The 23938-nt window shown below is 68.7% G+C and carries 20 protein-coding genes; 16 read left to right on the forward strand and 4 right to left on the reverse strand.

Annotated features, from left to right (window positions below; translation table 11 throughout):
- Positions 1–212: 212 nt before the first annotated feature.
- Complete coding sequence (locus ACGFSA_RS03505) at positions 213–2195, forward strand: glycosyltransferase (RefSeq protein ID WP_393299036.1); 1983 nt, start codon at positions 213–215, stop codon at positions 2193–2195.
- A gap of 81 nt (positions 2196–2276) precedes the next feature.
- Here ACGFSA_RS03505 and ACGFSA_RS03510 read toward each other — a convergent pair whose 3' ends face one another.
- Entirely contained in the window at positions 2277–5852 is a 3576-nt protein-coding gene (locus ACGFSA_RS03510) for a CDP-glycerol glycerophosphotransferase family protein (protein WP_393299039.1), read from the reverse strand.
- Positions 5853–5874: 22 nt separating this feature from the next.
- The gene (locus tag ACGFSA_RS03515; protein WP_393299042.1) at positions 5875–8106 is read right to left on the reverse strand and encodes a CDP-glycerol glycerophosphotransferase family protein; all 2232 of its coding nucleotides are present in this window, start codon (positions 8104–8106) and stop codon (positions 5875–5877) included.
- 282 nt (positions 8107–8388) lie between these two features.
- Between ACGFSA_RS03515 and galE the strand changes: the two genes are divergently transcribed.
- The 4 genes from galE (at position 8389) to rfbD (ending at position 12591) form a co-directional block, all read left to right on the forward strand.
- Entirely contained in the window at positions 8389–9360 is a 972-nt protein-coding gene (gene galE, locus ACGFSA_RS03520; protein WP_393299045.1) for a UDP-glucose 4-epimerase GalE, read from the forward strand.
- 284 nt (positions 9361–9644) lie between these two features.
- The gene (locus tag ACGFSA_RS03525; RefSeq protein WP_393299048.1) at positions 9645–10715 is read left to right on the forward strand and encodes a glucose-1-phosphate thymidylyltransferase; all 1071 of its coding nucleotides are present in this window, start codon (positions 9645–9647) and stop codon (positions 10713–10715) included.
- Positions 10712–11698, forward strand: a complete 987-nt coding sequence (rfbB, locus tag ACGFSA_RS03530; protein WP_393299051.1) for a dTDP-glucose 4,6-dehydratase — start codon at positions 10712–10714, stop codon at positions 11696–11698. The genes ACGFSA_RS03525 and rfbB overlap by 4 nt, the downstream gene beginning before the upstream one ends.
- Positions 11695–12591, forward strand: coding sequence for a dTDP-4-dehydrorhamnose reductase (gene rfbD / locus ACGFSA_RS03535; RefSeq protein WP_393299054.1), 897 nt, complete (start codon positions 11695–11697; stop codon positions 12589–12591). The genes rfbB and rfbD overlap by 4 nt, the downstream gene beginning before the upstream one ends.
- A gap of 68 nt (positions 12592–12659) precedes the next feature.
- On the opposite strand, the gene ACGFSA_RS03540 is transcribed toward rfbD, so the two are convergent.
- Positions 12660–13259 (reverse strand): dTDP-4-dehydrorhamnose 3,5-epimerase family protein, encoded by a 600-nt coding sequence (locus ACGFSA_RS03540; protein ID WP_393299057.1) that lies wholly within the window; start codon positions 13257–13259, stop codon positions 12660–12662.
- A gap of 371 nt (positions 13260–13630) precedes the next feature.
- Between ACGFSA_RS03540 and proB the strand changes: the two genes are divergently transcribed.
- The 5 genes from proB (at position 13631) to ACGFSA_RS03565 (ending at position 18789) form a co-directional block, all read left to right on the forward strand.
- On the forward strand, positions 13631–14737 hold the full coding sequence (gene proB, locus ACGFSA_RS03545; protein WP_393299463.1) for a glutamate 5-kinase: 1107 nt from the start codon (positions 13631–13633) through the stop codon (positions 14735–14737).
- A gap of 143 nt (positions 14738–14880) precedes the next feature.
- Complete coding sequence (locus ACGFSA_RS03550; RefSeq protein WP_393299060.1) at positions 14881–15393, forward strand: hypothetical protein; 513 nt, start codon at positions 14881–14883, stop codon at positions 15391–15393.
- Positions 15394–15472: 79 nt separating this feature from the next.
- On the forward strand, positions 15473–16756 hold the full coding sequence (locus ACGFSA_RS03555) for a glutamate-5-semialdehyde dehydrogenase (protein WP_393299063.1): 1284 nt from the start codon (positions 15473–15475) through the stop codon (positions 16754–16756).
- Positions 16757–16821: 65 nt separating this feature from the next.
- A complete protein-coding gene (locus ACGFSA_RS03560) occupies positions 16822–17421 on the forward strand; it encodes a hypothetical protein (protein WP_393299066.1) in 600 nt (199 codons plus the stop codon).
- A 228-nt stretch (positions 17422–17649) separates the two neighbouring features.
- Entirely contained in the window at positions 17650–18789 is a 1140-nt protein-coding gene (locus ACGFSA_RS03565; RefSeq protein WP_393299069.1) for a hypothetical protein, read from the forward strand.
- On the opposite strand, the gene ACGFSA_RS03570 is transcribed toward ACGFSA_RS03565, so the two are convergent.
- A complete protein-coding gene (locus ACGFSA_RS03570; RefSeq protein ID WP_393299072.1) occupies positions 18734–19843 on the reverse strand; it encodes a M48 family metallopeptidase in 1110 nt (369 codons plus the stop codon). The two genes, ACGFSA_RS03565 and ACGFSA_RS03570, sit on opposite strands and share 56 nt — an antisense overlap.
- Before the next feature lie 109 nt (positions 19844–19952).
- On the opposite strand from ACGFSA_RS03570, the gene ACGFSA_RS03575 reads away from it, so the two are divergent.
- The 6 genes from ACGFSA_RS03575 to ACGFSA_RS03600 all read left to right on the forward strand — a co-directional run bounded on the left by ACGFSA_RS03575 (position 19953) and on the right by ACGFSA_RS03600 (position 23921).
- Positions 19953–20105, forward strand: coding sequence for a hypothetical protein (locus ACGFSA_RS03575; protein WP_393299075.1), 153 nt, complete (start codon positions 19953–19955; stop codon positions 20103–20105).
- Between the two features lie 84 nt (positions 20106–20189).
- A complete protein-coding gene (locus tag ACGFSA_RS03580; protein WP_358859065.1) occupies positions 20190–20354 on the forward strand; it encodes a hypothetical protein in 165 nt (54 codons plus the stop codon).
- 38 nt (positions 20355–20392) lie between these two features.
- A complete protein-coding gene (nadD, locus tag ACGFSA_RS03585; RefSeq protein ID WP_393299079.1) occupies positions 20393–21010 on the forward strand; it encodes a nicotinate-nucleotide adenylyltransferase in 618 nt (205 codons plus the stop codon).
- A gap of 19 nt (positions 21011–21029) precedes the next feature.
- A complete protein-coding gene (locus tag ACGFSA_RS03590; protein ID WP_393299082.1) occupies positions 21030–22724 on the forward strand; it encodes an LCP family protein in 1695 nt (564 codons plus the stop codon).
- A gap of 115 nt (positions 22725–22839) precedes the next feature.
- Positions 22840–23271, forward strand: a complete 432-nt coding sequence (gene rsfS, locus ACGFSA_RS03595) for a ribosome silencing factor (RefSeq protein ID WP_393299085.1) — start codon at positions 22840–22842, stop codon at positions 23269–23271.
- The gene (locus ACGFSA_RS03600) at positions 23268–23921 is read left to right on the forward strand and encodes a histidine phosphatase family protein (protein WP_393299466.1); all 654 of its coding nucleotides are present in this window, start codon (positions 23268–23270) and stop codon (positions 23919–23921) included. The genes rsfS and ACGFSA_RS03600 overlap by 4 nt, the downstream gene beginning before the upstream one ends.
- Positions 23922–23938: the final 17 nt, after the last annotated feature.

Here is a 23938-nt window from a genome sequence, read left to right on the forward strand (position 1 = left end):
TTGAGTAAAGATCTGCATGGGGTGCAACCCTGTGATGCTTCCGCGAGTCATGCCAGGCGAGGGGTGCGCGGGCGCGTCCTCAGCCAGGGGCGAGTGGGAGCGCGGAGACGCGCACGACGCTGCCCGGGGATCGCCGCGAGTCGCGGCCCTGCCGAAAGACGCTAGTGAAGATTTCTTTTCTGGTACGAGACCTGTGCCACATGGGCGGAGTCGTGAGCGCCACGCAGAACCTCGCGGGCGCACTCGCTGCACGACACCAGGTCGAGATCGTTGCCCTGCGCAAGGTACGGGACGAGTCCTACTTCCCGCTCGACCCCAGGGTCTCCGTACGCGCCCTCACCGATCTGCGTCCGCACTCCCCGGTCTCCGACCTGGACAACCCGCTGGTCGAGGTGTTCCCGAAGGTCTATCCGGTCGACCCGGCGGAGAAGAAGCCCGTGGTCAGCCGGCTCGCCGAGCTGCGGCTCCTGGAATTTCTGGCCACCACCGACGCGGATGTCGTGGTGAGCTCCAGCCCGCGGAACACGATCATGCTGTCGTACGCCAAGGGTGACTATCTGCGGGTCACGCAGGAGCACTCGATGCCCTCGATCTACGCGAAGTACTACCAGGGCCGGCTGTTCGAGGCGTATCACTCGCTGGACGCGCTCACCGCTCTCACGCCCGAGGAGGTCGAGAGCATCGGGAAGCAGGTGCCCGGTGTACGCAACCGGCTCGCGGTCATGCCGAACTGTGTGCCCGCCGCCCCAGTGCAGTCCAAGAGCAGCAACAAGGTCATCATCGCCGCGGGTCTCCTCAAGGAGAACAAGAACTTCGCGGCGGTCGTGGACGCCTTCGCCACCGTGGTCCGCAAGCGCCCCGACTGGCGACTGCGCATCTACGGCGGCGGTACGGAGAAGGCCAATCTGCGGCGGCAGATCGAGAAGCTCGGCCTCCACAACACCGTGACGCTGATGGGCCCCGCCGCCCCGGTCTCCCCGGAGTTCAGCAAGGGCTCGATCTTCGTACTCCCGTCCAAGCGGGAGGCGTTCGGCAATGTGATCGTCGAGGCGATGGCCGCGGGCCTGCCCGTGGTCAGCTTCGACGCTCACCACGGGCCGCGCAACATCATCACGCACGGCGAGGACGGCTTCGTCGTCCCGCGCGGCGACACCGACGCCATGGCCGAGGCAATCCTCGACCTGGTCGAGGACGACGAGCGCCGCAAGCGCATGGGCGAGGCCGCCGTACGCGGAGCGGTGAGCTTCCATGAGCCCGCGAGCTGCGAGCGCTTCGAGGCGATCCTGCACGAGGCGTTCGCCCGCCGGGCGCTGCCCACGCACGCCACCGCGCGGGTGGACGCCGAGGGCTCGGTCCACATCGAGGTCGGTGCGCTGCCCGAGGGCGTGCACCAGGCCGATGTGGTCTGCAACCAGGTCGGGAAGCTGGACCAGGAGGAATGTTTTGCCCTGACGCCCGGGGGCACCACGGTGATCCCGTGGCGCGGCGGGCTTCCGGCCGGGACCTGGGAGCTGTCCATCCGTACGGCTGTGGGCCACGAGGTCCCGCTCCGCACGGATGGTTACGGCGTGGACGTGAGAGATCTGCTCAATGTGCCGTTGCCGCGTGAGAACGGCGCCCCCGCCATGGAGCTGCTCCTGCCGCACCGGGGCGGGAACGACCGCCTTCGGATCCGCAGCGTGGTGCGCGACTCCCATGTGGAGGTCGACACCCTGATGGTCTCCACCGAGACCATCGAGGTCGAGGCGGGCTACTGGGGCGGTGAGCTCGGCCGGGGCGCCGTGCTGGAAGCTGTGCACCGCAGGAACAAGAAGCGGGTGCTGTCGTTCCCGGTGGCGGCCGTGGAGGGCACTCGGATCACCGCGCGGATCGACTGCGATCTGCTGGTCGCCGAGCACGAAGGCCCGGAGCTGATCTGGGACATGTGGCTGCGGCCCGCGGAAGGCGCCGAGCGCACCGAGGTCGGCAAGCTGGCCACCGATGTACTGGAGCCGATTGGGGTGTTCACCTTTCCCCGGCCGGTGATCCAGGTGCCCGAGCCGAAGGCCACGCTGCTGGCCAAGCTGAGCCGCCGGGTGAACCGTACGCTGCACGGTGCCGAGCCCGAGCCGCGCCCGGTGGCCGGGATCGAGATCAGACCGTATTTCACGGCGCGTTCGCAGCTCGCCTTCAAGACGGTGGACGTACTGCCGTAGCGGTCGGACACGGCAAAGGGGCGGGCCCCGGAGATTCCTCCGGGGCCCGCCCCTTTCTCTCGTTCCTCGCTTCGCGCGCGGTTACTTCTTGTCGGTGAGCTCGGTGGCCTGCTGCAGCATGTGGTCGATGACCCGCTGGGACGCCGAGCCGTCGTCCAGGTCGCAGAACAGGTGGTGGAAGCGGTCGAAGCGCTCGCTGTACCGGGGCCAGACAGTGTCGATGTCCCGGATCGAGTCGATCAGTTCGGTCGAGGTGCGGACCAGCGGGCCGGGGGAGTCCTCCTCGAAGTCGAAGTAGAACCCGCGCAGGGTGTCGCGGTAGTGCTCCAGGTCGTACGTGAAGAAGAGCATCGGCCGCTTGAGGTGGGCGTAGTCGAACATCACGGACGAGTAGTCGGTGATCATGATGTCGGAGGCCAGATACAGATCGGCGATGTCCGGGTACTCGGAGACGTCCCAGACGAAGCCGTTCCCGGCCCCCGGCACGGCGTCGACCACGTTGGAGTGGCGGCGGATCAGCAGGACGTGGTCGTCCCCGAGACGGCGGCGCGCGTCGTCCAGGTCCAGTCGCAGGTCGAACAGGTACTGGCCGGCGCTGTGCGACTGGTCGTCGCGCCAGGTCGGCGCGTAGAGGACGACCTTCTTTCCGGCGGGCAGACCGAGCTTCTCCTTGACCCGCTCGACGATCTTCTCCCGGTCGGGGGAGTAGAGATAGTCGTTGCGCGGGTAGCCGGCCTCGAGGATTTCGCCGTTGTACGAGAAGGCGCGCTTCAGGATGGGCGTGCTGAACCGGTTGGACGAGACGAGCAGGCTCCAGTTGTTCGCCTCGAGCGCCAGCCGGTTCTGGTACTCGCGGTCGAAGTAGAGCGTCTCGATGTCATGGCCGATCTTCTTCAGCATCGTGCCGTGCCAGGTCTGCACGATCACCTGGCCGGGGCGGCGCACCAGCCACTCGGGCAGGTGCCCGTTCGTGACGATGTACCGGGATCTGGACAGGGCCTCGAACCACTCGCGGCCCCACATGCGGACCTTCTCCGTGGCCGGTGGCAGGACGACCTGCCCGTCGCGGACGGCCCACAGGTGCTTGAGGTCACTGCCGCGGCGCAGCAGCTCCTCGTGGATGGCACGGGGGCTGTCGGAGTACTGCTTGCCGTTGTAGCTCAGGTAGAAGACCTGGTCGAGCAGCGGCTTCTCGCGGCCGGGCTCGTACACCTCGCGGCGCAACTGCAGCTGCCGGTACGGGCCGAGCTCCATGTCGCTCAGCTCGGAACGGCAGTTGAGCTGTGGGAAGTCGCCCCAGCGGTGCTCGAACCAGTAGCGGCGGCCGCCCAGTTCGGTGTGCAGCGGGAACTGGGCGACGGCGAGCCGGTCGATGACGAAGGCCGCGTCCGGGACGTCCTCCTGCCCGGACCTCAGGAAGAGGTTCCACCGTCCCGCCTTGAGCGGAACCTGGCCGGAGCCGCCCATGACCGACGGGTCGAAGGAGGTGGTGAAGGTCCCGGCCGCGGCCCACTGGACGGCTGTCACTCGCTCGTCGAAACGGTTGTGGGCCTTGAGGACCAGATCGGTGCCGACGAGCCGGGGGCTCGTGTGGCCACTGACGACGATTCGGCCGTCGCGCTCGGCGACGTCGGTGATCACGACACGCCGCGCCCGGCCGATGATCTTCAGATAGCCGTTGTGGCCCGAGACCAGGGCCAGCTCCTGATGGGCGCCCTCGTCGCCGAAGCTCTCCGGCAGGTCGAGGCGGAGGTCGGCCAGGCCCTCCCGGACGACGCTGCTGAACTGGCGCTCCGTGCCGTCGGAGTCCGTGGCGAGGAGGGCCGTGCTCCACAGCCGGCGCTCGGGACGGGCCTGCTCGTCCACCGCCTCGGTGGCGAGCAGGGCCACCTCGGCGACGGGTACGCGCACGTGGAACGTGGCGGTGTCGCCGGTCCGCTCCACGGCTGCCGGGAACTTCTTGATCTCACCGCTCTTGGGGTTGGTCAGCCGCAGGTCGAGCGTCTCGCTCTGCTTCAGCGTGACCCGCAGCTCGCCCCGGATCTCCAGCTGGTCGCCGTCCAGCCGGCGGTCGGTGACGAGGGCGCGGACCTTCTCGATGCGGAGCTTGAGCGCGCTGCGCTCGACGCTCGGCAGCAGCCGGAAGTCCTTGTCGAGCCACTGGTAGGGCGGGAAGTTGGCCGCAGACCCGCCGCGCGCCCACACACCGCTGCGACGCACCAGGCCCGAGGAGTAGACGTTGATGCCGACGTGCCACAGACCCTCCTGCCAGGTGCTGCCCCTACGGAACTTGGCGGGGTCGAGTTCGAGCTCCCAGCCGGCCCAGTCGTAGTTGTAGCGCTTCTGGCCGGAGCCGGTGGTGCACTCGGGGCGGTGGATGTTCTTCGCGGGCAGGAACAGCCGGCGCCGCGAGTTGTCCCGCTTGAGCTGGACGACCTTGATACTGCTGCGCTTCGACGGCATGTCGATCTTGTCGATCCAGGCGTCGCCGGACAGTACCAGCCGGCCGTCCTTCCACTCGACCGAGCGCAGCGGCGCGCGCAGGTCCAGGTCCCGGTCGATGCGCAGCGCGGACTTGGGCAGCTCGACGGAGCTCGACTCCAGCGGTGCGAAGCTCGCGTACTTGCGGAAGCCGCCGGAGACCTCGACAGGCTCCTTGCGGCGCTGCGAGGCCAGCAGCGCGATCAGCTCAGGCATGGCGTGCTTGCGCACGAGGAGCCACTGCACCCGCAGGTCCGCGGGCAGGGCCATGACGATCTGCGGGTCGATCGTGTCGAGGTAGCGGTTGGTGGCCTCGAGGAACGCCTCGTGGAACTCTGCGGTCGCGTCGGGCAGCACCCGCAGGAACAGCCGCAGGTCGTCACGGAGTACGCGGTCGTCGTACTGCCGCTTGTACTCGGCGAACTCGGGGCCCTGCTGCTGGGAGAGGAAGTCGCTGACCAGGCTCACCGCGGTGACCCGGTCCCTGATCGCCTGGGGCTCCCGGCGGCGTTGGGTGATCGACGGGGCGGACTCGCCCTCGCGCAGCCGCCAGAAGTAGGTCGGCTCACCGATGATGTCGACCGCTTCGGCCTGGTAATGGGCCGGCAGGACGACGGGGATGTCCTCGTGCAGGATGCCCTCGGGGAAGGCGAACCCGTGCTTCTCCCAGAAGGTGCGCCGGAACACCTTGTTGCAGGCGATGCGGTCGGCGACGAGCTTGGGGTCCTTCGAGATGTGCGTCCGCTTGCGGGCCTCGCCCGCCAGCATCTTGAGCAGCGGCGTCTGCCAGGACTTCTCGCCCTTGAGGTGGAAGACGTTCCCGGTGGCGAAGTCGGAGCCGCTTTCGTCGAGGCTCGCGGTCATCATCCGGTAGGCGTCCGGCGGGATGATGTCGTCGCTGTCGACGAAGGTCAGGAACTCCGCGTCGGGCGATATGTGCGCGATGCCCGTGTTGCGGGCCGCGCCGAGACCGCCGTTCTCCTTGCGTATGAGGGTGAACCGAGGGTCGCGGGCCGCGTATTCGGCGGCTATCGCCGCGGAGTTGTCCGGGGACCCGTCGTCCACCATCAGGACTTCGATCTCACGCAGCGTCTGCGACGCCAGCGAGGCGAGGCAGGCCGGGAGATAGCGCTCCACGTTGTAGATGGGGACGATGACACTGAGCCGAGGGGCCATGTCTTTCAGGATTCCTTTCGGGTCAGACCCGCTCGACCGGTTCGAGCGCCTGGACTGGGGTGGGTACCGGCTTGCGGTCGGCAAGCGGCATGACGGGAAGGAGATTTTCCTCGCCCAGGAAGACTTTGCGGACGACACGCTCCGACGCGTGTCCGTCGTCGTAGTCGCAGAAGCGATCGCGGAACGCGCTGCGGAGGGCGGCGGCGCTCTCGCTGCGCCACTCGCCGGACCGGAGCGTCTCCGTGAGCTGCGCCTGGCTGGTCGCAACGACGCCGGGGGGCTCGGCCATCAGATCGAAGTACGTACCGCGGACCACCTTGTAGGTGTCCCAGTCGTCGGCGAAAATTACAATTGGTCGGTCAAGATTCGCATAGTCGAACATCGCTGACGAGTAGTCGGTGATCAGGGCGTCCGAGGCGAGGTAAAGGTCCTCGACGCGCTGGTGCGCCGACACATCGATGATGCGGCCGCTGGTCTGGAGATCGGCCAGCCGGCCGCTCGGCTTGTAGAAGTAGTGGCCGCGCACCAGGAGGGTGACGTCCTCGCCCAGATCGTCGGCCAGCTGTGGAAGGTCGAGCCGCGGGGTGAAGTCCTTCTGGTACTCGCGGTGGGTCGGCATGTACAGGAAGACCCTGGCGCCGTCCTTCAGCCCGAGCTCGCGGCGGGCCCGGGTCACATCCGAGGCGGTGGCGTTGACCAGGACGTCATTACGCGGATAACCGGTCTCCAGGGAGGTGTACCGGCACGGGTACACCCGCTCCCACACGGTGGTCGAGAAGCGGTTGGCCGAGAGGCTGTAGTCCCAGCGGTCGCAGCGCTTGAGCAGGTCCTCGAAGTCCATGTTCGTGGAGGCCGGGAAGTTCATCTGATCGAGCCCCATGATCTTCAACGGGGTGCCGTGATGGGTCTGCAGATGGATCTGACCCTCGCGCTTGACCACCGCGTTGGCGAAGTTCACGTTGTTGACCAGGTATTTGGCGCGGGCCACTGCCGTCCAGTACGAACGGGAGCCCACGACCACCACCTCGACACCCTTGGGCACGCGGCCGACCTGGTCGGCCCTGACCGCCCAGACCCGGCGGATGTGCGGGGCCAGCCGGGCCAGTTCGGCGTCGATGGCCGCGGGGTTGCAGGAGTAACCGCGGCTCCAGTACGCGGAGAACACCGCCAGGTTCTCGTCGATCCCCAGCCTCAGCTGGGACTGGTAGAACATCCGCATGGCGGCGCGCTTGGCACGGCCGACGTGCTCGATGGTGCGCAGGCGGGACTGGTTGCGCAGCCGACGGGCCCGGGTGGCGGTGGCCAGCACCGGATAGGAGCCCATGCCGAGCAGCGCGTATTTGTGGCCACGGCCGCCCGGGGGGCGTACGAAGCCTTCCGGCAGCCTGCGCTTGTAGTCCGCGGACGCGCGGTGGAAGAACTCGGACCGTGCGTTCCGCGGGAGCCGGCCCGGCTTTTCCATGATGGTCAGATAGTGGTCGGTCATTTTTCGGAAGAGCGTCGGCCGCCACTGGTCGAGCTCGGGGCGTGCGTCCAGATAGGAAAAAACGCGGTCGTACTGGTCGAACACATCGAAGTGCTTGCGGCTGACCGTACGGAGGATGTTGCCGCCCTCGCGGCGCTGCCGGTAGAGGACGCACGTGCGGTCGAGCACCGCCATCCGGTCCGCTGTTATCAGCGTCGAGTACGTCCAGGGGGCGTCCTCGTAATAACCGGGCGGGAACTGGAAGCCGTGCCGGGTGACGAAATCGCGCCGGTATGCCTTGTTCCATACGATCTGCAACAGGTCCAGCAGTTCCGGCCGGTCCGCCAACGAGAAGACCGCGGGGCCGGTCTCGGTGAGCAGGTCGGCGCGCTGGTTCGGGAGGAGCCGGCCGTCCCAGTAGGCGCGCGTGTAGTCGAAGATCAGGACGTCGGGGTCGTCCGTCGCGTCGAGCCGCCGCGCGATGGCGCTCAGGGAGCCGGGCGCAAGGGTGTCGTCGCTGTCCAGGAACAACAGGTAGTCACCGGTCGCCTGTTCGATGCCGACGTTGCGGGCGCGGCCGAGGCCCACATTCTCGGCGAGGTGCAGGACGCGCACGCGGGAGTCGCGACGGGCGAACTCGTCCATGATCTCGCCCGAACCGTCCGGCGAGCAGTCGTCGACAGCAACGATCTCGAAGTCGGTGAAGTCCTGCTGGAGTACGGAGTCGATGCACTCCCGGATGTATCCCCGCACATTGTATGCAGGCACGATGAGCGTCAGTCGAGGCATCCTTCACCGTCCAGAGAGCTGTCGAGGGGTCCACGCGGTGGCACCGATTCGTGCCGCCGGACGGCGGGACGGCCCCGGAGCACCCGGACAGCCTAATTGATCGTCGTCGTCTCGCCGTGGCCCTGTGTTGGTCCGGACGTCACCCGGCAGTGTTCGTCCTGGCATCTCCCCCATGAGGGGGCGTATTGAACGATAGTGCTGATCTGTTCTATTTGCTCGACTCCATTTTTCCCACACGTAGAGTGAAGCCGACGGTTTGACCTCGCACAGGGAGACGCGCAAATGGCCTGGATGGTTACAGGTGGGGCGGGATACATCGGCGCGCACGTCGTGCGTGCGATGCTCGCGGGCGGTCAGTCGGTCGTCGTGTACGACGATCTGTCGACGGGAAGCGCCGGGAAAGTGCCCGCCGGGGTGCCCCTGGTGATCGGCAGCGTACTCGACCGGCAGCAGCTCGACGCGGCGATCCGTGACCACGGTGTGACAGGCGTGGTGCACGTCGCGGCAAAGAAGCAGGTGGGAGAGTCCGTCGAGCGGCCGCTCCACTACTACCGGGAGAACGTGACCGGGCTCGAGACTCTTCTGGAGAGCATGGTCGCGGCGGGCGTCGACCGGCTGGTGTTCTCATCTTCGGCCGCCGTCTACGGCATGCCGGATGTGGAACTCGTCACGGAGGACACCCCGTGTCTGCCGATGAGCCCGTACGGCGAGACGAAGCTCGTCGGCGAATGGCTGATCCATGCGGCCGCTCGGGCCCACGGGCTGCGCTGCGCCTCGCTCCGTTACTTCAATGTCGCGGGTGCCGCCTCCCCCGAGCTCGCCGACACCGGGGTGTTCAATCTCATCCCGATGGTCTTCGAGCGACTGGAGGCCGGTGAGGGCCCGAGGATCTTCGGCGACGACTACGAGACGCCCGACGGCACGTGCATCCGCGACTACATCCATGTGGAGGACATCGCCTCCGCGCACCTTGCGGCTGTGCGCCGGCTCGACGAGGCCGAGCGCGGTACTGACCTCACGCTCAATATCGGCCGCGGTGAGGGCAGCTCCGTGAAGGAGATGGTCGACCGGATCCTCAAGGTGACCGGCCGGGGCGAGCTCACCCCGGAGGTGACGGCCCGCCGTCCCGGCGACCCGGCGCGCGTGGTCGCCGGGGCCGACCGGATCCGGACGGAGCTGGGCTGGTCGGCCGTGTACGGAGTGGACGAGATGATCGACTCCGCGTGGCAGGGCTGGCTCCATCACCACCCGTAACGCCGCTCCGCCGCCACCCGTGGGGTCCGCCACTCGTAGGCTCCACCACCCGTGACGAACAGCGACGGTGAAGGGGCCCGCATTCCTGCGGGCCCCTTCACGTCGTGTCGATTATCTGTCGCAGGGGAAGAAATGTGCGATACGGGAAAATGTTTCCTGGTGTCAATCGAGCGCATCTCGATTCCGTGGGTCCATTCGCGGCAGATCGGACAAAGAATCTCAGTAAAATCGCCCCGAAGGTCGCGGCCGCGACATGGCCGGAGTCTCACCATCGGGCAGGGAAAATGAAAGCTCTCGTACTTTCCGGTGGGGCCGGCACCCGGCTCCGTCCCATTACGCACACCTCTGCCAAACAGCTGGTACCGGTGGCGAACAAGCCGGTGCTGTTCTACGGCCTGGAAGCCATCGCGGAAGCGGGCATCACCGAGGTCGGCATCATTGTGGGCGACACCGCCGCAGAGATTCGCGCGGCCGTCGGTGACGGTTCCCGGTTCGGCATCGAGGTCACGTACATTCCGCAGGACGAGCCGCTCGGGCTGGCGCACGCGGTGCTGATCGCCCAGCGCTTCCTGGGGGACGACGACTTCGTCATGTACCTCGGTGACAACTTCATCGTCGGCGGGATCGCCGGTCTGGTCGAGGAATTCCGTGTCGACCGGCCCGATGCGCAGATCCTGTTGACCCGGGTGCCCGACCCGAGCGCCTTCGGTGTCGCCGAACTCGACGGCGACGGCCGAGTGGCGGCGCTGGAGGAGAAACCGAAGGAGCCGAAGAGCGATCTGGCGCTGGTCGGCGTCTACCTCTTCACCTCCGTCATCCATGAGGCCGTGCGCTCCATCGCACCCTCCTGGCGGGGCGAACTGGAGATCACGCACGCCATCCAGTGGCTGATCGACCAGCAGCGCGACGTCCGTTCCACCACGATCCGCGGGTACTGGAAGGACACCGGCAACGTCACCGACATGCTGGAGGTCAACCGGACGGTGCTGGAGACCGTCGAGCCCTCGGTCGAAGGCGCCGATGTCGACGACGAGAGCGAGATCATCGGCCGGGTCCGGATCGAGGCGGGCGCCAAGGTGAGCGGCAGCCGGATCGTGGGTCCCGCGATCATCGGAGCCCGTTCGGTGATCAGTGGCGCGTATGTCGGTCCGTTCACCTCGGTCTCGGAGGACTGCCGGATCGAGGACAGCGAGATCGAGTACTCCATCGTCCTGCGGGGCGCCTCGATCGACGGTGTCCGCCGCGTCGAGGCGTCGCTCATCGGTCATGACGTCGAAGTGACCCCCGCGCCCCGTTCCCCGTCCGCCCACCGACTCGTGCTCGGTGACCACAGCAAGGTGCAGATCTCCTCATGACCACCCGCATCCTGGTGACCGGCGGGGCCGGCTTCATCGGCTCGCACTACGTCCGTACGGTGCTCGGCCCGCAGGGGCCCGGACATGTCGCTGTCACGGTGCTCGACAAGCTCACCTACGCGGGCAACCCCGCCAACCTCGACGAGGTCCGCGACCACCCCGGCTTCGCCTTCGTGCAGGGGGACATCTGCGATGCGGAGCTGGTCGCCGAGCTGATGGCCGAGCACGACCAGGTGGTGCACTTCGCCGCCGAGTCCCACGTGGACCGCTCCATCGACGGCGGCGCCGAGTTCGTCCGTACGAATGTGGTGGGCACCCACACGTTGGTCCACGCCGCGCATCTGGCCGGCATCGAGACCTTCGCGCACATCTCCACCGACGAGGTCTACGGCTCGATCGACGTGGGCTCCTGGCCCGAGACCGACCCGCTGGCACCCAACTCGCCGTACTCCGCGGCCAAGGCGTCCAGCGACCTGATCGCCCTCTCGTACCACCGCACCCACCGACTCGACGTGCGCGTGACCCGCTGCTCCAACAACTACGGGCACCACCACTTCCCCGAGAAGGTCATCCCGCTGTTCGTCACGAACCTGCTGGACGGCAAGCCGGTCCCGCTGTACGGCGACGGTGCCAACGTCCGCGACTGGCTGCACATCGACGACCATGTGCAGGGCATCGAACTGGTCCGCACGAAGGGCCGCGCCGGAGAGGTCTACAACATCGGCGGCGGCACCGAACTCTCCAACAAGGAGCTCACCGCCCTGCTGCTGGACGCCTGCGGCGCCGACTGGGAGACCGGCGTCATCCAGGTGGAGGACCGCAAGGGCCACGACCGCCGCTACTCCGTCGACTGCACGAAGATCCGCAAGACGCTCGGCTACGAGCCCCGCAAGGACTTCCGTACCGGTCTCGCCGAGACCGTGCAGTGGTACCGGGACAACCGCCCCTGGTGGGAGCCGCTGAAGGAGAGGGCCGCGCTGTGAGCCCCGTCTGGCTGGTCACCGGAGCTGCCGGGATGCTCGGCCGGGACGTCCTGGCCCGGCTCGTCGGCGAGTCCGTCACCGTGGTCGCCGCGAACCGCGTGGCCCTCGACATCGCGGACCCCGCCTCGGTGCACGCGGCCTTCGAGTTCCACCACCCGGCCGTCGTGGTGAACTGCGCCGCCTGGACCGCCGTCGACGCCGCCGAGTCCCAGGAGGAGGCGGCACTGCGGGTCAACGGCACGGGCCCCGAGATCCTCGCCGCGGCCTGCCGTGAGCACGGCGCCGTGCTCCTTCACGTCTCCACCGACTATGTCTTTGCCGGGGACGCCGGGAAGCCGTACCCGGAGGACGCCGCCGCCGGGCCGCGCAGCGCCTACGGTCGGACCAAGCTGGCCGGGGAACGCGCGGTGTCGGACACCCTTCCGGACACCGGGTACGTGGTCCGTACCGCCTGGCTGTACGGAGCGGGCGGACCCAACTTCGTCCGTACGATGATCAAACTCGAGGGCGTCAAGGACACCCTCGATGTGGTCGACGACCAGCGCGGGCAGCCCACGTGGACTGCCGATCTGGCCGACCGGCTCGTCCGGCTCGGACAGGCAGCGCTGGCCGGCACTGCCCCCGCGGGCATCTACCACGGCACCAGCGGCGGGGAGACGAGCTGGTTCGGCTTCACCCGGGAGATCTTCCGGCTGCTCGGGGCCGACCCGGCGCGCGTCCGCCCCACCACCAGCGACGCCTTCGTCCGGCCGGCTCCCCGACCCGCGTTCAGCGTGCTCGGCCACGACCGCTGGGCGGCTGCCGGAATGGGGTCGATCCGTGACTGGCGGGCGGCGCTGGAAGAAGCGTTCCCGGACCTGCTCGCAGCGGAACGGCGCAGCGCGCAGCAGTGACCTCGGCCTCTGAGCTCCGCTGACTCGCGCCGGGGGGCGACCGCACTTCCCGCGCTGTCCCGGTCGGTTCAGCCTCGGGCGCGCAGCTCCGCGTAGTACGCCTGACAGGCGTCGTACGACGGCAGTAATCCCTGCTCCTCGGCCTCGGCCAGCGAGGGTGCGGCGGCATCCTTGTCGGAGAGCAGCGGCGTGATGCCCTCGGGCCATTCGATGCCCAGCTCGGGGTCGAGCGGATTGATGCCGCGTTCACGACCGGGCGCGTAGCCCTCGGAACAGAGGTAGACGACCGCTGTGTCGTCGGTCAGCGCCATGAAGGAGTGGCCGAGCCCCTCGGCGACGTAGACGGCGTGATGAACCACGTCATCGAGGCGTACGGCTTCCCACTGCCTGTACGTGGGGGAACCGACCCGGATGTCCACGATGACGTCGAGCACCACGCCCCGTACACATGTGACGTACTTGGCCTGGCTCGGCGGCACATCGGCGAAGTGGATGCCGCGCAGGGTGCCCCGGCTGGAGATCGAGAAGTTGGCCTGCGCCAGCTGCAGACCGTGTCCGGCGGCATCGTTGAGGTCGGACCTCTTGAACCACTCGTGGAAGCTGCCGCGGCTGTCCGGGAAGAGCTTGGGCTCATGCACCCAGGCCCCTGGGAAGGAGAGCTGCCGCATGCGATCACATCCTTGTTCCGGCGCTTGTGACGGACGGGAATGGCGACAGCCAATTTAACGGGAATTGCCGCCGTTCATGGCCACGGTGAATGAGATGTCCCGAGGGTCAATTGGATTGACGCACGATGATGGAGACTGTCTACAGCGGTACGGAATATGTGAATAATTTGATGTGACTTTCGTTGTCGCGCCACTCATCGGCTGTGCGGTCGTTACTCCGCGGCCGGAAGACGGAAAACGGGAGTCCGATTGTCGGGAACGTCTGTTCGGTCCGGCGATCCACCCCGCTCGCGTACCCTGACGGCCGGGCAGACACAGCCGATGAAGACGACGAGGGCAGGAACGTGCACGTGGCAGGGACAAGGCAGAGCGTGACCGAGGCGCGCAGGATCGTGGTCAAGGTCGGGTCCTCGTCCCTCACCACCGCGGCCGGGGGCCTCGACGCCGACCGGGTCGACGCACTCGTCGACGTGCTCGCCAAGGTCAGGAGCGGCGGGGAGAAGGAGATCGTCCTCGTCTCCTCCGGTGCCATCGCGGCCGGACTCGCCCCTCTCGGCCTGGTGCGTCGGCCCAAGGACCTGGCCAGGCAGCAGGCCGCGGCCAGCGTGGGCCAGGGGCTGCTCGTCGCCCGCTACACCGCCTCCTTCGCGCGGTACGGCGTACGGGTCGGCCAGGTGCTGCTGACCAGCAATGACACCAGCCGCCGCGCCCACTACCGCAACGCCTACCGCACCCTGGACCAGCTCCTGGACATGGGTGCGCTCCCGATCGTCAACGAGAACGACACCGTGGCCACCGACGAGATCCGGTTCGGCGACAACGACCGGCTCGCCGCACTCGTCGCCCATCTCGTCCGCGCCGACCTGCTGGTCCTCCTCTCCGACGTGGACGGCCTCTACGACGGCGACCCCGGCACCCCCGGTACCTCACGCATCGCCGAAGTGACCGGCCCCGCCGACCTGGCGGGCGTCACCATCGGCAGCGCGGGAAAGGCGGGCGTCGGCACCGGCGGCATGGTCACCAAGGTCGAAGCCGCCCGGATCGCCACGGCCGCCGGAGTGCCGGTCGTCCTGACCTCCGCGAGCCGCGCCGCCGACGCCCTCGCGGGCCGCGACACCGGTACGTACTTCCACCGCACCGGACGGCGCTCGGCCGACCGGTTGCTCTGGCTGGCCCACGCCTCCACCCCGCAGGGATGGCTGACCCTGGACGACGGGGCCGTACGGGCCGTCGTCGAGCGTCACAGCTCGCTCCTGCCGGCCGGGATCGCCGCGGTCGAGGGCGAGTTCACCGCGGGGGACCCGGTGGAGCTGCGCGACCTCCAGGGCCGCCCCGTGGCCCGCGGGCTCGTCAACTTCGACGCCAAGGAGATTCCGCAGCTGCTCGGGCGCTCCACCCGTGACCTGGCACGCGAGCTCGGGCCGGCGTACGAGCGCGAGGTCGTACACAGGGACGATCTGGTCCTCCTGCACCACTGACCGGCCCCCTGAAACGGCTGAAAGTCCGGACTTCGGGCAGAGACCTTCGTGAAAACCGCCCCACGCCGGGCCCCGGGCTGGTCAACTTTGTCACGGGGACACAGCGGGGTACAGCACAGCAACGCATTCACAGGAGGCCGCCGGTGAGACGAGCGCGCCCGGGGGCGCCGCCCCGAGGAACGGGTGGCCGTGCCCTGACCAGCGTCGGAGCAGGTGCCGGCCTCGACGGGAACCGGCCCGCGGACAGGACCGTCGACGGGGCCACCGACGGAACCACCGGCCCCGAGCCGGTGGGGGTGAGGGAGGAACGCACCCAGTCGAAGCTGTGGCACATCACGCTCAGCGTCTCGGGTACCGAGACACCGCTGAAGGAGGTCAGGCGCGGTCTCGAACAGCTCGCGCACGACCACCCCTTCTTGCTGACCAGCCGGTACGCCAACGACCACGCGGAGATCCGCTACTGGGAGGAGGCCCGCGATCTGCACGACGCGGCGGCGGTCGCGCTGCGGCTGTGGGGTGAGCACCGCTCCAGCGCCAAACTGCCGCCCTGGGAGATCGTCGGCCTGGAGGTCATCGACCGGGAGACGTACCACCAGCGGATCGCCGAGGGATACGGGCCGCCGCCGGCTGCACCGGTCGGCGTCCACCCGTACTGAACCGGCCCGTCCTGGGACGGTCGTCTCGCATGACGGGATACGTGAGGGATGCCCGCAGTGTGCGCACTACCCTGCGGGCATGACCACGCTTTCGCCGTACGACAACATGTCCCCGGTCACCCAGGCCGCCTACCGGGCACGCTCTGCCGCCGCCGACATCGCGCCACTGCCGCGTGCGGCCAAGGACGACGCGCTGCTGGCGATCGCGGACGCGCTGGAAGTGCGGACGAGCGAGATCGTCGAGGCCAACGCCGAGGACGTCGCCCGCGCCCGCGAGGCCGGCGCGAGCGAGTCGATCGTCGACCGGCTCACCCTCACCCCCGAGCGGATCCGGGCCATCGCCGCCGATGTGCGGCACGTGGCGGCCCTGCCCGACCCGGTCGGCGAAGTGGTGCGCGGCTCGACCCTGCCCAACGGCATCGACCTGCGCCAGGTCCGGGTGCCGCTCGGCGTCGTCGGGATCATCTACGAGGCCCGGCCCAATGTGACGGTGGACGCCGCGGCGCTCTGCCTGAAGTCCGGCAACGCCGTCCTGCTGCGCGGCTCGTCGTCCGCGTACGCCTCCAGCACCGCGCTCGTCCGGGTGCTGCGCGACGCGGTCGGAGGTTCCGGGCTGCCGGCCGACGCGGTGCAGCTGGTCCCGGGCGAGAGCCGCGACTCGGTACGTGAACTGATGCGGGCCCGCGGTCTCGTCGACGTACTGATCCCGCGCGGCGGCGCCTCGCTGATCCGTACGGTCGTGGAGGAATCGACGGTTCCGGTCATCGAGACCGGAACCGGCAACTGCCACGTGTACGTGGACGCCCGGACCGACCTCGACATGGCCGTCGACATCCTGATCAACTCCAAGGCCCAGCGCCCGAGCGTCTGCAACTCCGCCGAGACGCTGCTGGTCCACAAGGACATCGCCGCGGAGTTCCTGCCCCGGGCCCTGGACGCGCTGGCCGACGCAGGGGTGACGGTCCACGCTGACGAGCGGGTGCTGGAGTACGCCGACGGGTCCAAGGCCACCGTCGTGGCGGCGACACCCGAGGACTGGGAGACCGAGTACCTCTCGTACGACATCGCGGCAGCCGTCGTCGAATCGCTGGACGCTGCGGTGGCACACATCCGGCTCTGGTCCTCGGGTCACACCGAGGCGATCGTCACCACCTCGCAGGCCGCCGCCCGCCGGTTCACCCAACTGGTGGATTCCACGACGGTCGCCGTAAATGCGTCCACCCGGTTCACCGACGGCGGGCAGTTCGGGTTCGGTGCGGAAATCGGGATCTCCACGCAGAAGCTGCATGCCAGGGGCCCGATGGGGCTGCCGGAGCTGACCTCGACGAAGTACATCGTGACGGGTGACGGTCACGTTCGGTGATCTCCGGCCCCGGCGATTTTGCGCTCTCCCTGCCCAAATCGACCCGCCGGGGCTACGCTGAAGCTGTGCCGGACGACGTGGGGGGCAGGCCGTTCCCGGACGGCTGGGAGCCCGACGACGACCGCGGGGGCGCGGACGAGGACTTCGCCTCCGTGGTGTTCGACGAGGACTTCGTCCGGGCCGCCGAGTTCCATGAACCCACCGCGGTGGAGCGACTGTTGGCCGCTGCCGAGGCGCGTGCCGCTGCCGAGGCGGCCCGAGCCCGCGCGGGCGGTGGCCCCGGCGACGACGAGTTCTTCGACGACGGGTACGGCCCGGGCGGCGGCTACGGCCGGGGAAGCCCCTACGGCGACCCGATGGACCCCGACGAGCTGGGTGACTACGACAACGGCCCCTACGGGCGCCACGGCGGCGCCCTGCGCCCCTACCGGGGTGCCGCACGCTGGCACCGGCCGGTGGCCTGGCTGCTCGCGCTGCTGATGGGCATCGGCATGGTCGCGCTGGCCTTCGCCGCGGTCTACCGGGGCGCCTCCGCCAACCGGCAGGACCAGGTGCCGCCGCCCGCCTCGACCGGCGTGGACAGCGCACCGGGTGTCGATGCCGCCCCGTCCGCCCCCTCCGGATATTCCCGGCCTGCGGTCTCCATGGTGCCGCGCACGCCCTGAAGCGAAGTCGCCCCGGCGCATGAGAACCCGGCCCGAGTTCTCACCCGCCAGGGCGTTTACCTTCTTGGCAATCGACCTACTCTGAAGGTGTGACCCCTCCCCCCGGAGGGGGCTTCTCACTCGTCCGCACAGGCGAACTCGTGACGGACAGGCCCTGCCCGAGGCCTATCGGCCGAAGCAGAGCGTAGCGTGTCGGCCTCGGCCGGTGACGTGGAGTCGGGAGAAGTCATGGCAGGCCGTGAAGAACCGCCAGAAGGAGCATCCGGGAACGCAGCCGGTGGCGGCGAGGACGAGTACCGATCCGTCGTCTTCGACGAGTCGTTCATCCGCGCTGCCCGGCTCCAGGAATTCTCCGCCCAGGAACGCATGGGCGAGCACGCCCGCGCCGTACGCAGCCTCCCCGCCCGGCACCTGCGCACATCCCGGGCCGTCCTGGCCCTCGTCGTCCTGATAGCCCTGGCCTTCGCCGCGGCCGTCTACATAGGCTTCCGGCATCCGTACCAGGCGCCCGTCGGCCGACGGGCCGAGGCGCTCCGCTCGACCGTCATACCCCTGGCACCCCGCGGCGCCGTGCCCGGCGGCACGGCCGCCCGTCTCTTCGCCACCAGCCCCGCCGCACAGTTCCAGACAGGTGCCTCAGGCATCAACTTCCCGGTGGTCCGGCGGACGGACAACTTCTCGGACGGTCAGGTGTTCACCGCCCTGACCACGGTCAAGGACTACCTGGTCGCGTCCTCCCTCGACCCCGCCGTCCTCACCGGCGGCGCGACACGGCCGGTGAAGCTGCTGCTCGACCCGGACCAGGTGAGTCAGTTCGACCGGAGCATGAGCCGGCCGGACGACGACGGACAGCACGCCGTGGCCGGCTGGCTGGTGCGGTTCGACCCGGCGAAGGTGGCACTGGCCGACCCGGGCATTCGGGTCCAGGGCACCCTGGCCTACTCGGAGGAGGGGGCCGACACCCTGGAGGTGGTGACGGACCACACCTTCACGTACGCCCTGCGCCCGGCCGTCTCCGGCCCCCAACAGGCAGGCGGCGTCTCCCTGTTCACCGTCCGGCGCGAGCTGCACTTCCGCTTCGACCGGGAGGACCTGCGGCTGCACCGGCTGGAGCTGCAGACCAGCTACGTCCAGGCCGGACCGCAGGCCTGCTCGGCCGACACGACCGGCGCACTGCGTCCGCTGCTCGCCGGCCAGCGGGCGGTATCCCGCGGACCGGCGGGCACCGACCCGTACGCCACGGGCAGGCCCGCTGGGGCGCTCTGCGGGACGCTGGAGCTCAGCGCCCACCCGTCCCGGGCTCCTGTGAGCTCTAGCTCTCCGGGTCTTCCGGCCCCGACTGCCGGGTCTCTTCGGAGCCACCCGTAGCGCCGCCCTTGCCGGCCGAGCCACCGCCGCCGGTGAACTTGTCGCGGAGCTTGCCGCCCAGGTCCCCGGCGCCGCCCGCTATGTCGCCGACGAGCTTCATCAGCGGATCCTTGCTGGTGCGCACCGAATCGGCGTAATGCGCGGCGGACTCCCGGAACGAGTCCGTCACCGAGGCGTCCTTGTCCTCGTCACGCCGCGGGTAGTGGCCATCCATGATCCGCTGGTAGTCGCGGCTCTCGGACCACTTCCTCAGCTCGGCCGCGCGCACCGTGGTGAACGGGTGGGAGCGGGGCAGCATATTGAGGATCTTGAGCACGGAGTCGCGCAGGTCGCCGCCCTTCTCGTACTCGTCCGCCTGGGCGAGGAAGGCGTCCACGTTCATCTCGTGCAGATGGTTGCCACCGGCAAGCTTCATCAGGCCGCGCATCGACGCCTGCAGATCCTGGCCGACCAGCAGTCCCGCCCGGTCCGAGGAAAGCTCCGACTTGCGGAACCACTCGCGCAGCGCCGTCACGATCGCCATGATCGCGACATTGCCGAGCGGAATCCAGGCGACCTTCAGCGCAAGATTGGTGAGGAACAGCAGAATCGTGCGGTACACGGCGTGGCCGGAGAGGGCGTGTCCCACCTCGTGGCCGACGACCGCCCGCATCTCCTCCTCGTCGAGCAGCTCCACCAGCCCCGTCGTCAGCACGATGATCGGCTCGTCGAGACCGATACACATGGCATCGGGCTTCGGGTCCTGGGTGACATACATCGGCGGGACCTTCTCCAGGTCCAGGATGTAACAGGCGTCGCGCAGCATGTCGTTGAGATGGACGAACTGGGCGTCGCTCACCCGGACGGAGTCGGAGAGGAAGAGCAGCCGCAGACTGCGCTCGGGGAGCAGACCGCTGAGAGCCTTGAACACGGTGTCGAACCCGCTCAGCTTGCGCAGGGCCACCAGGGCCGAGCGGTCCGCCGGGTGTTCGTACGCCCGGGACGAGATGCCTGCGAAACGCTTGCGCTGCCTGCTCGGCACGTTCTCGTGACTCGTGTGGCTGCTGTCGGTCATGGTTGGCCCCCTGTTCGTACGAGACGTCGCTCGCCCCCTGACAGATCCCAGCGTAGGTGCTGGGGCTACGGTGTGCGGGGGGCTGTGGACAACTGAGGAGACGCCCAACATGCCGCACACCGTTGCTCTGCTCGCCGCCACATCCGATGACCAGGGCCCAGGCAACACCATCCGGATCGTGCTGCTCGCCTCGCTCATCGGCGCGGCGCTGCTCGCGTGGTTCCTGCTCCGCGGATACCGCAACGACGACGACAACGACTGAGTCGGCGTGAGCGTGCCCGGGGCGCCCGCATACGATGTCCGCGACGTCTTCCTTCCGACTCCCGATCGATAGGTCCTGCCGAAGATGAGCCTCACAAGCACCGCGCACCAGCTGGTCACTCTCGCCTCCGAGGGCGGCGAGCACGGTGGTAACCACGAAAGCCTCAACCCGTATCTGACCGGTGGCGGTGCGTTCGTCGTGCTGCTGCTCCTGCTGTGGATCACCACCCGCTTCAACCGCGACCGCTGAGGCCGAGGCGTACAGCTGTGCCAGTAGGCTCTGCACGCATGGGAGAGCAGGAAGTGCCCACCGGTGCCGCAAGACGCCGAATCGGCGTGATGGGCGGGACGTTTGACCCGATTCATCACGGACACCTGGTGGCGGCCAGCGAGGTGGCCGCCCGGTTCCACCTCGACGAGGTGGTCTTCGTGCCGACCGGGCAGCCGTGGCAGAAGAGCCACAAGAATGTGTCCCCGGCCGAGGACCGCTATCTGATGACAGTCATCGCGACGGCGTCCAACCCGCAGTTCTCGGTCAGCCGCAGCGACATCGATCGTGGCGGACCGACGTACACGATCGATACGCTGCGGGACCTTCGCGCCATCCACGGCGACGCGGACCTCTTCTTCATCACCGGCGCCGACGCGCTCTCCCAGATCCTCACTTGGCGGGACGCCGAGGAGCTGTTCTCGCTGTCCCACTTCATCGGTGTGACGCGGCCGGGGCATGTGCTCACGGACGACGGGCTGCCGGAGGGCGGTGTCTCCCTCGTGGAGGTCCCCGCGCTCGCGATCTCGTCCACGGACTGCCGTGAGCGGGTCGCGCACGGGGATCCCGTCTGGTACCTGGTGCCGGACGGCGTGGTCCGATACATCGACAAGCGCCAGCTGTACCGCGGCGAATGAGCCACGGAGAGGGGGACTGGTGAACGACCGACAGAACCCGTACGACCCGTACTACCAGCAGCCGCAGATCGTCGGCTACGACGAGTACGGGCAGCCGGTGTATCAACAGCCCGGGCAGCAGCAGGAACAGCAGCCGCAGCAGTACGACCCGTACGCGCAGCAGGGGCAGCCGGGGCAGCCGGGGCAGCCGGGGCAGCAGGGGTACGGATACGACCAGTACGGCCAGCCGCAGCAGCAGCCGCAGCAGTACGACCCGTATGCCTCCCAGCAGCAGGGCTATGGCTACGAGGGGTACGGCTACGACACCGGTCGGCAGCCGGCCGCGGTCGACGCCACCGCGCAGTGGAGCATCCCGCAACAGGCGCCCGCGCCCGTATCAGCCCCGCAACAGCCTGAACCGCGGTCCGGGTTCGACTCCGAGCCCGAGCCGGCCGTTCCGGAGCAGCGCCGCGCGGACCGTGAGCACGGTACCGGGCAGTTCTCCTTCATCGAGGAGCCCGACGAGGACTCCGAAGACGTCATCGACTGGCTGAAGTTCACCGAGAGCCGCAGCGAGCGGCGCGAGGAGGCACGGCGACGCGGCCGCAGCCGGATGGTCGCGCTCGTCGTCGTGGTGGCCCTCGTCGTCGTCGGCGGTGTCGGCTACCTCTGGTCCGCGGGCAAACTCCCGGGCCTCGGCGGCTCGGAGAAGAAGAACACCGCGACGACGGGTCCGCAGCAGCGCGATGTCATCGTGGTCCATTTGCACAACACCAAGAAGGGCGGCACCTCCACGGCGCTGCTCGTCGACAACGTCACCACCAAACAGGGGACCACGGTCCTGCTCCCCAACTCGCTCGCCGTCTCCGACGACGAGGGCAACACGACCACCCTCGGCAAATCCGTCGACGACGACGGTTCGACCGGCACCCGCGAGTCGATCGACACGTTGCTCGGCACCAGGATCTCCGGTACGTGGCGGCTGGACACCCCGTACCTGGAGAACCTCGTCGACCTGGTCGGCAACATCGAGGTCGACACCGACACCGATGTACCCGACACCAAGAAGGACGTGTCCCCCCTCGTGAAGAAGGGAGAGGCGCAGACCCTGAGCGGGCAGATGGCCGTCGCGTACGCCACCTACCGGGGCCCCGGTGAGGCCGAGGCGAAGCAGCTGACGCGGTTCGGGCAGGTCATGCGCGGCGTGCTGCGGAAGATCTCGGACGATCCGAAGGCCGCCACGGTCACTGTGCAGACGCTGGCGCAGATCCTCGACCCGTCGCTGCCGGAGAAGGACCTCGGCGCGTCCCTGGCGAAACTCGCCGAACACGCCAAGATCGGCGACTACAGGACCGCGCTGCTGCCGGTGCAGGCCGACGGAACCCTGACCGACGCGGCCACCGAGAGTGTCGTCAAGGACGTCCTCGGCGGCACGGTGAAGGCACCGGACCAGGACGCGGCCGTGCGGGTCGGGGTCAGGAACGGCACCGGGAACGCGGGCGGTACGGAGTCCGCCCGGATCGAGCTGGTCAACGGTGGCTATGCCTTCGTCGGCGGCGGGAACACCGGCACCGAGGCGTTGTCCGAGGTCCTCTACCGCGATGCGGCCGACAAGGAGAAGGCGACCCAGGTCGCCAAGACCCTGGGCCTGCCGCTGAGCGCGGTGAAGCGGGGCAAGCCTGCCGCGAACGCGGATGTGTCCGTCGTCCTCGGCCAGGACTACAAGATCAAATAGTTGGGCTCCACCTCCTGGACGATCTCCAGGAACGATCTCCGGAAGATCGCTGCGTGGGCTGTCGGCGGTCCGTGAGACCCTAGAGGTTGATCTGACCGCCGACGAAAGCCTGCTTGTGACCGCCACGGACCGCTCCATCGAGCTCATCAACGCCGCCGCTCAGGCGGCCGCCGACCGGCTCGCGCACGACATCATTGCGTACGACGTCAGCGACGTGCTGTCGATCACAGACGCCTTCCTGCTGGCCTCGGCCCCCAACGACCGCCAGGTCAAGTCGATCGTCGACGAGATCGAGGAGCGGCTTCAGAAGGAGCTCGGGGTCAAGCCGGTGCGCCGTGAGGGTGACCGCGACGCCCGCTGGATCCTCCTCGACTACGTCGACATCGTGATCCACGTCCAGCACAGCGAGGAGCGCGTCTTCTACGCGCTGGAGCGCCTGTGGAAGGACTGCCCCGAGATCGCTCTGCCCGAGGACGCCGTCAAGACCCGAGGGAAGGCCGAGGAGCACGCCCAGCTCACCGGCGGCATGGAAGGTGACCAGAGCTGAACGGCAGCAGTGGCGGCAGGGGCCGCAGGATCGTCCTCTGGCGACACGGGCAGACGACGTGGAACCTGGAGCGCCGATTCCAGGGATCCACGGACATCGAGCTCACCGAGACCGGCGTCGGGCAGGCCCACCGGGCCGCCCGGCTGCTCGCCTCGCTGAAGCCGGATGCCATCGTCGCCTCGGATCTGCGGCGGGCGGCGGCCACGGCCGCCGAGCTCGCTGCGATCACCGGGCTCGACATCACCCATGACGCGGGACTGCGCGAGACCTACGCGGGTGCCTGGCAGGGCCTCACCCACGAAGAGATCGTCGAGCGGTACGACGAGCAGTACGCCGCGTGGAAGCGGGGCGAGCCCGTGCGGCGCGGCGGCGGCGAACTGGAGACCGAGGTCGCCGACCGGGCCGCCCCCGTCGTGCTCGATCACGCCGACAAGCTGCCCGACGGCGGCACGCTCGTCGTGGTCAGCCACGGTGGCACCATCCGCACCACCATTGGGCGGCTGCTCGGCCTGGAAGCGCGCCACTGGGAAGGGCTGGGCGGGCTCTCCAACTGCTGCTGGTCGGTGCTGGGCGAGGGCGCGCGCGGCTGGCGCCTGCTGGAGCACAACGCAGGCACCCTGCCCGAGCCCGTGCTCGGCGACGACGCCTGAGACGTCTCTCCGGGCGG

Origin of the sequence: Streptomyces sp. NPDC048496 (assembly GCF_043200055.1) — a bacterium.
GTDB lineage: Bacteria > Actinomycetota > Actinomycetes > Streptomycetales > Streptomycetaceae > Streptomyces.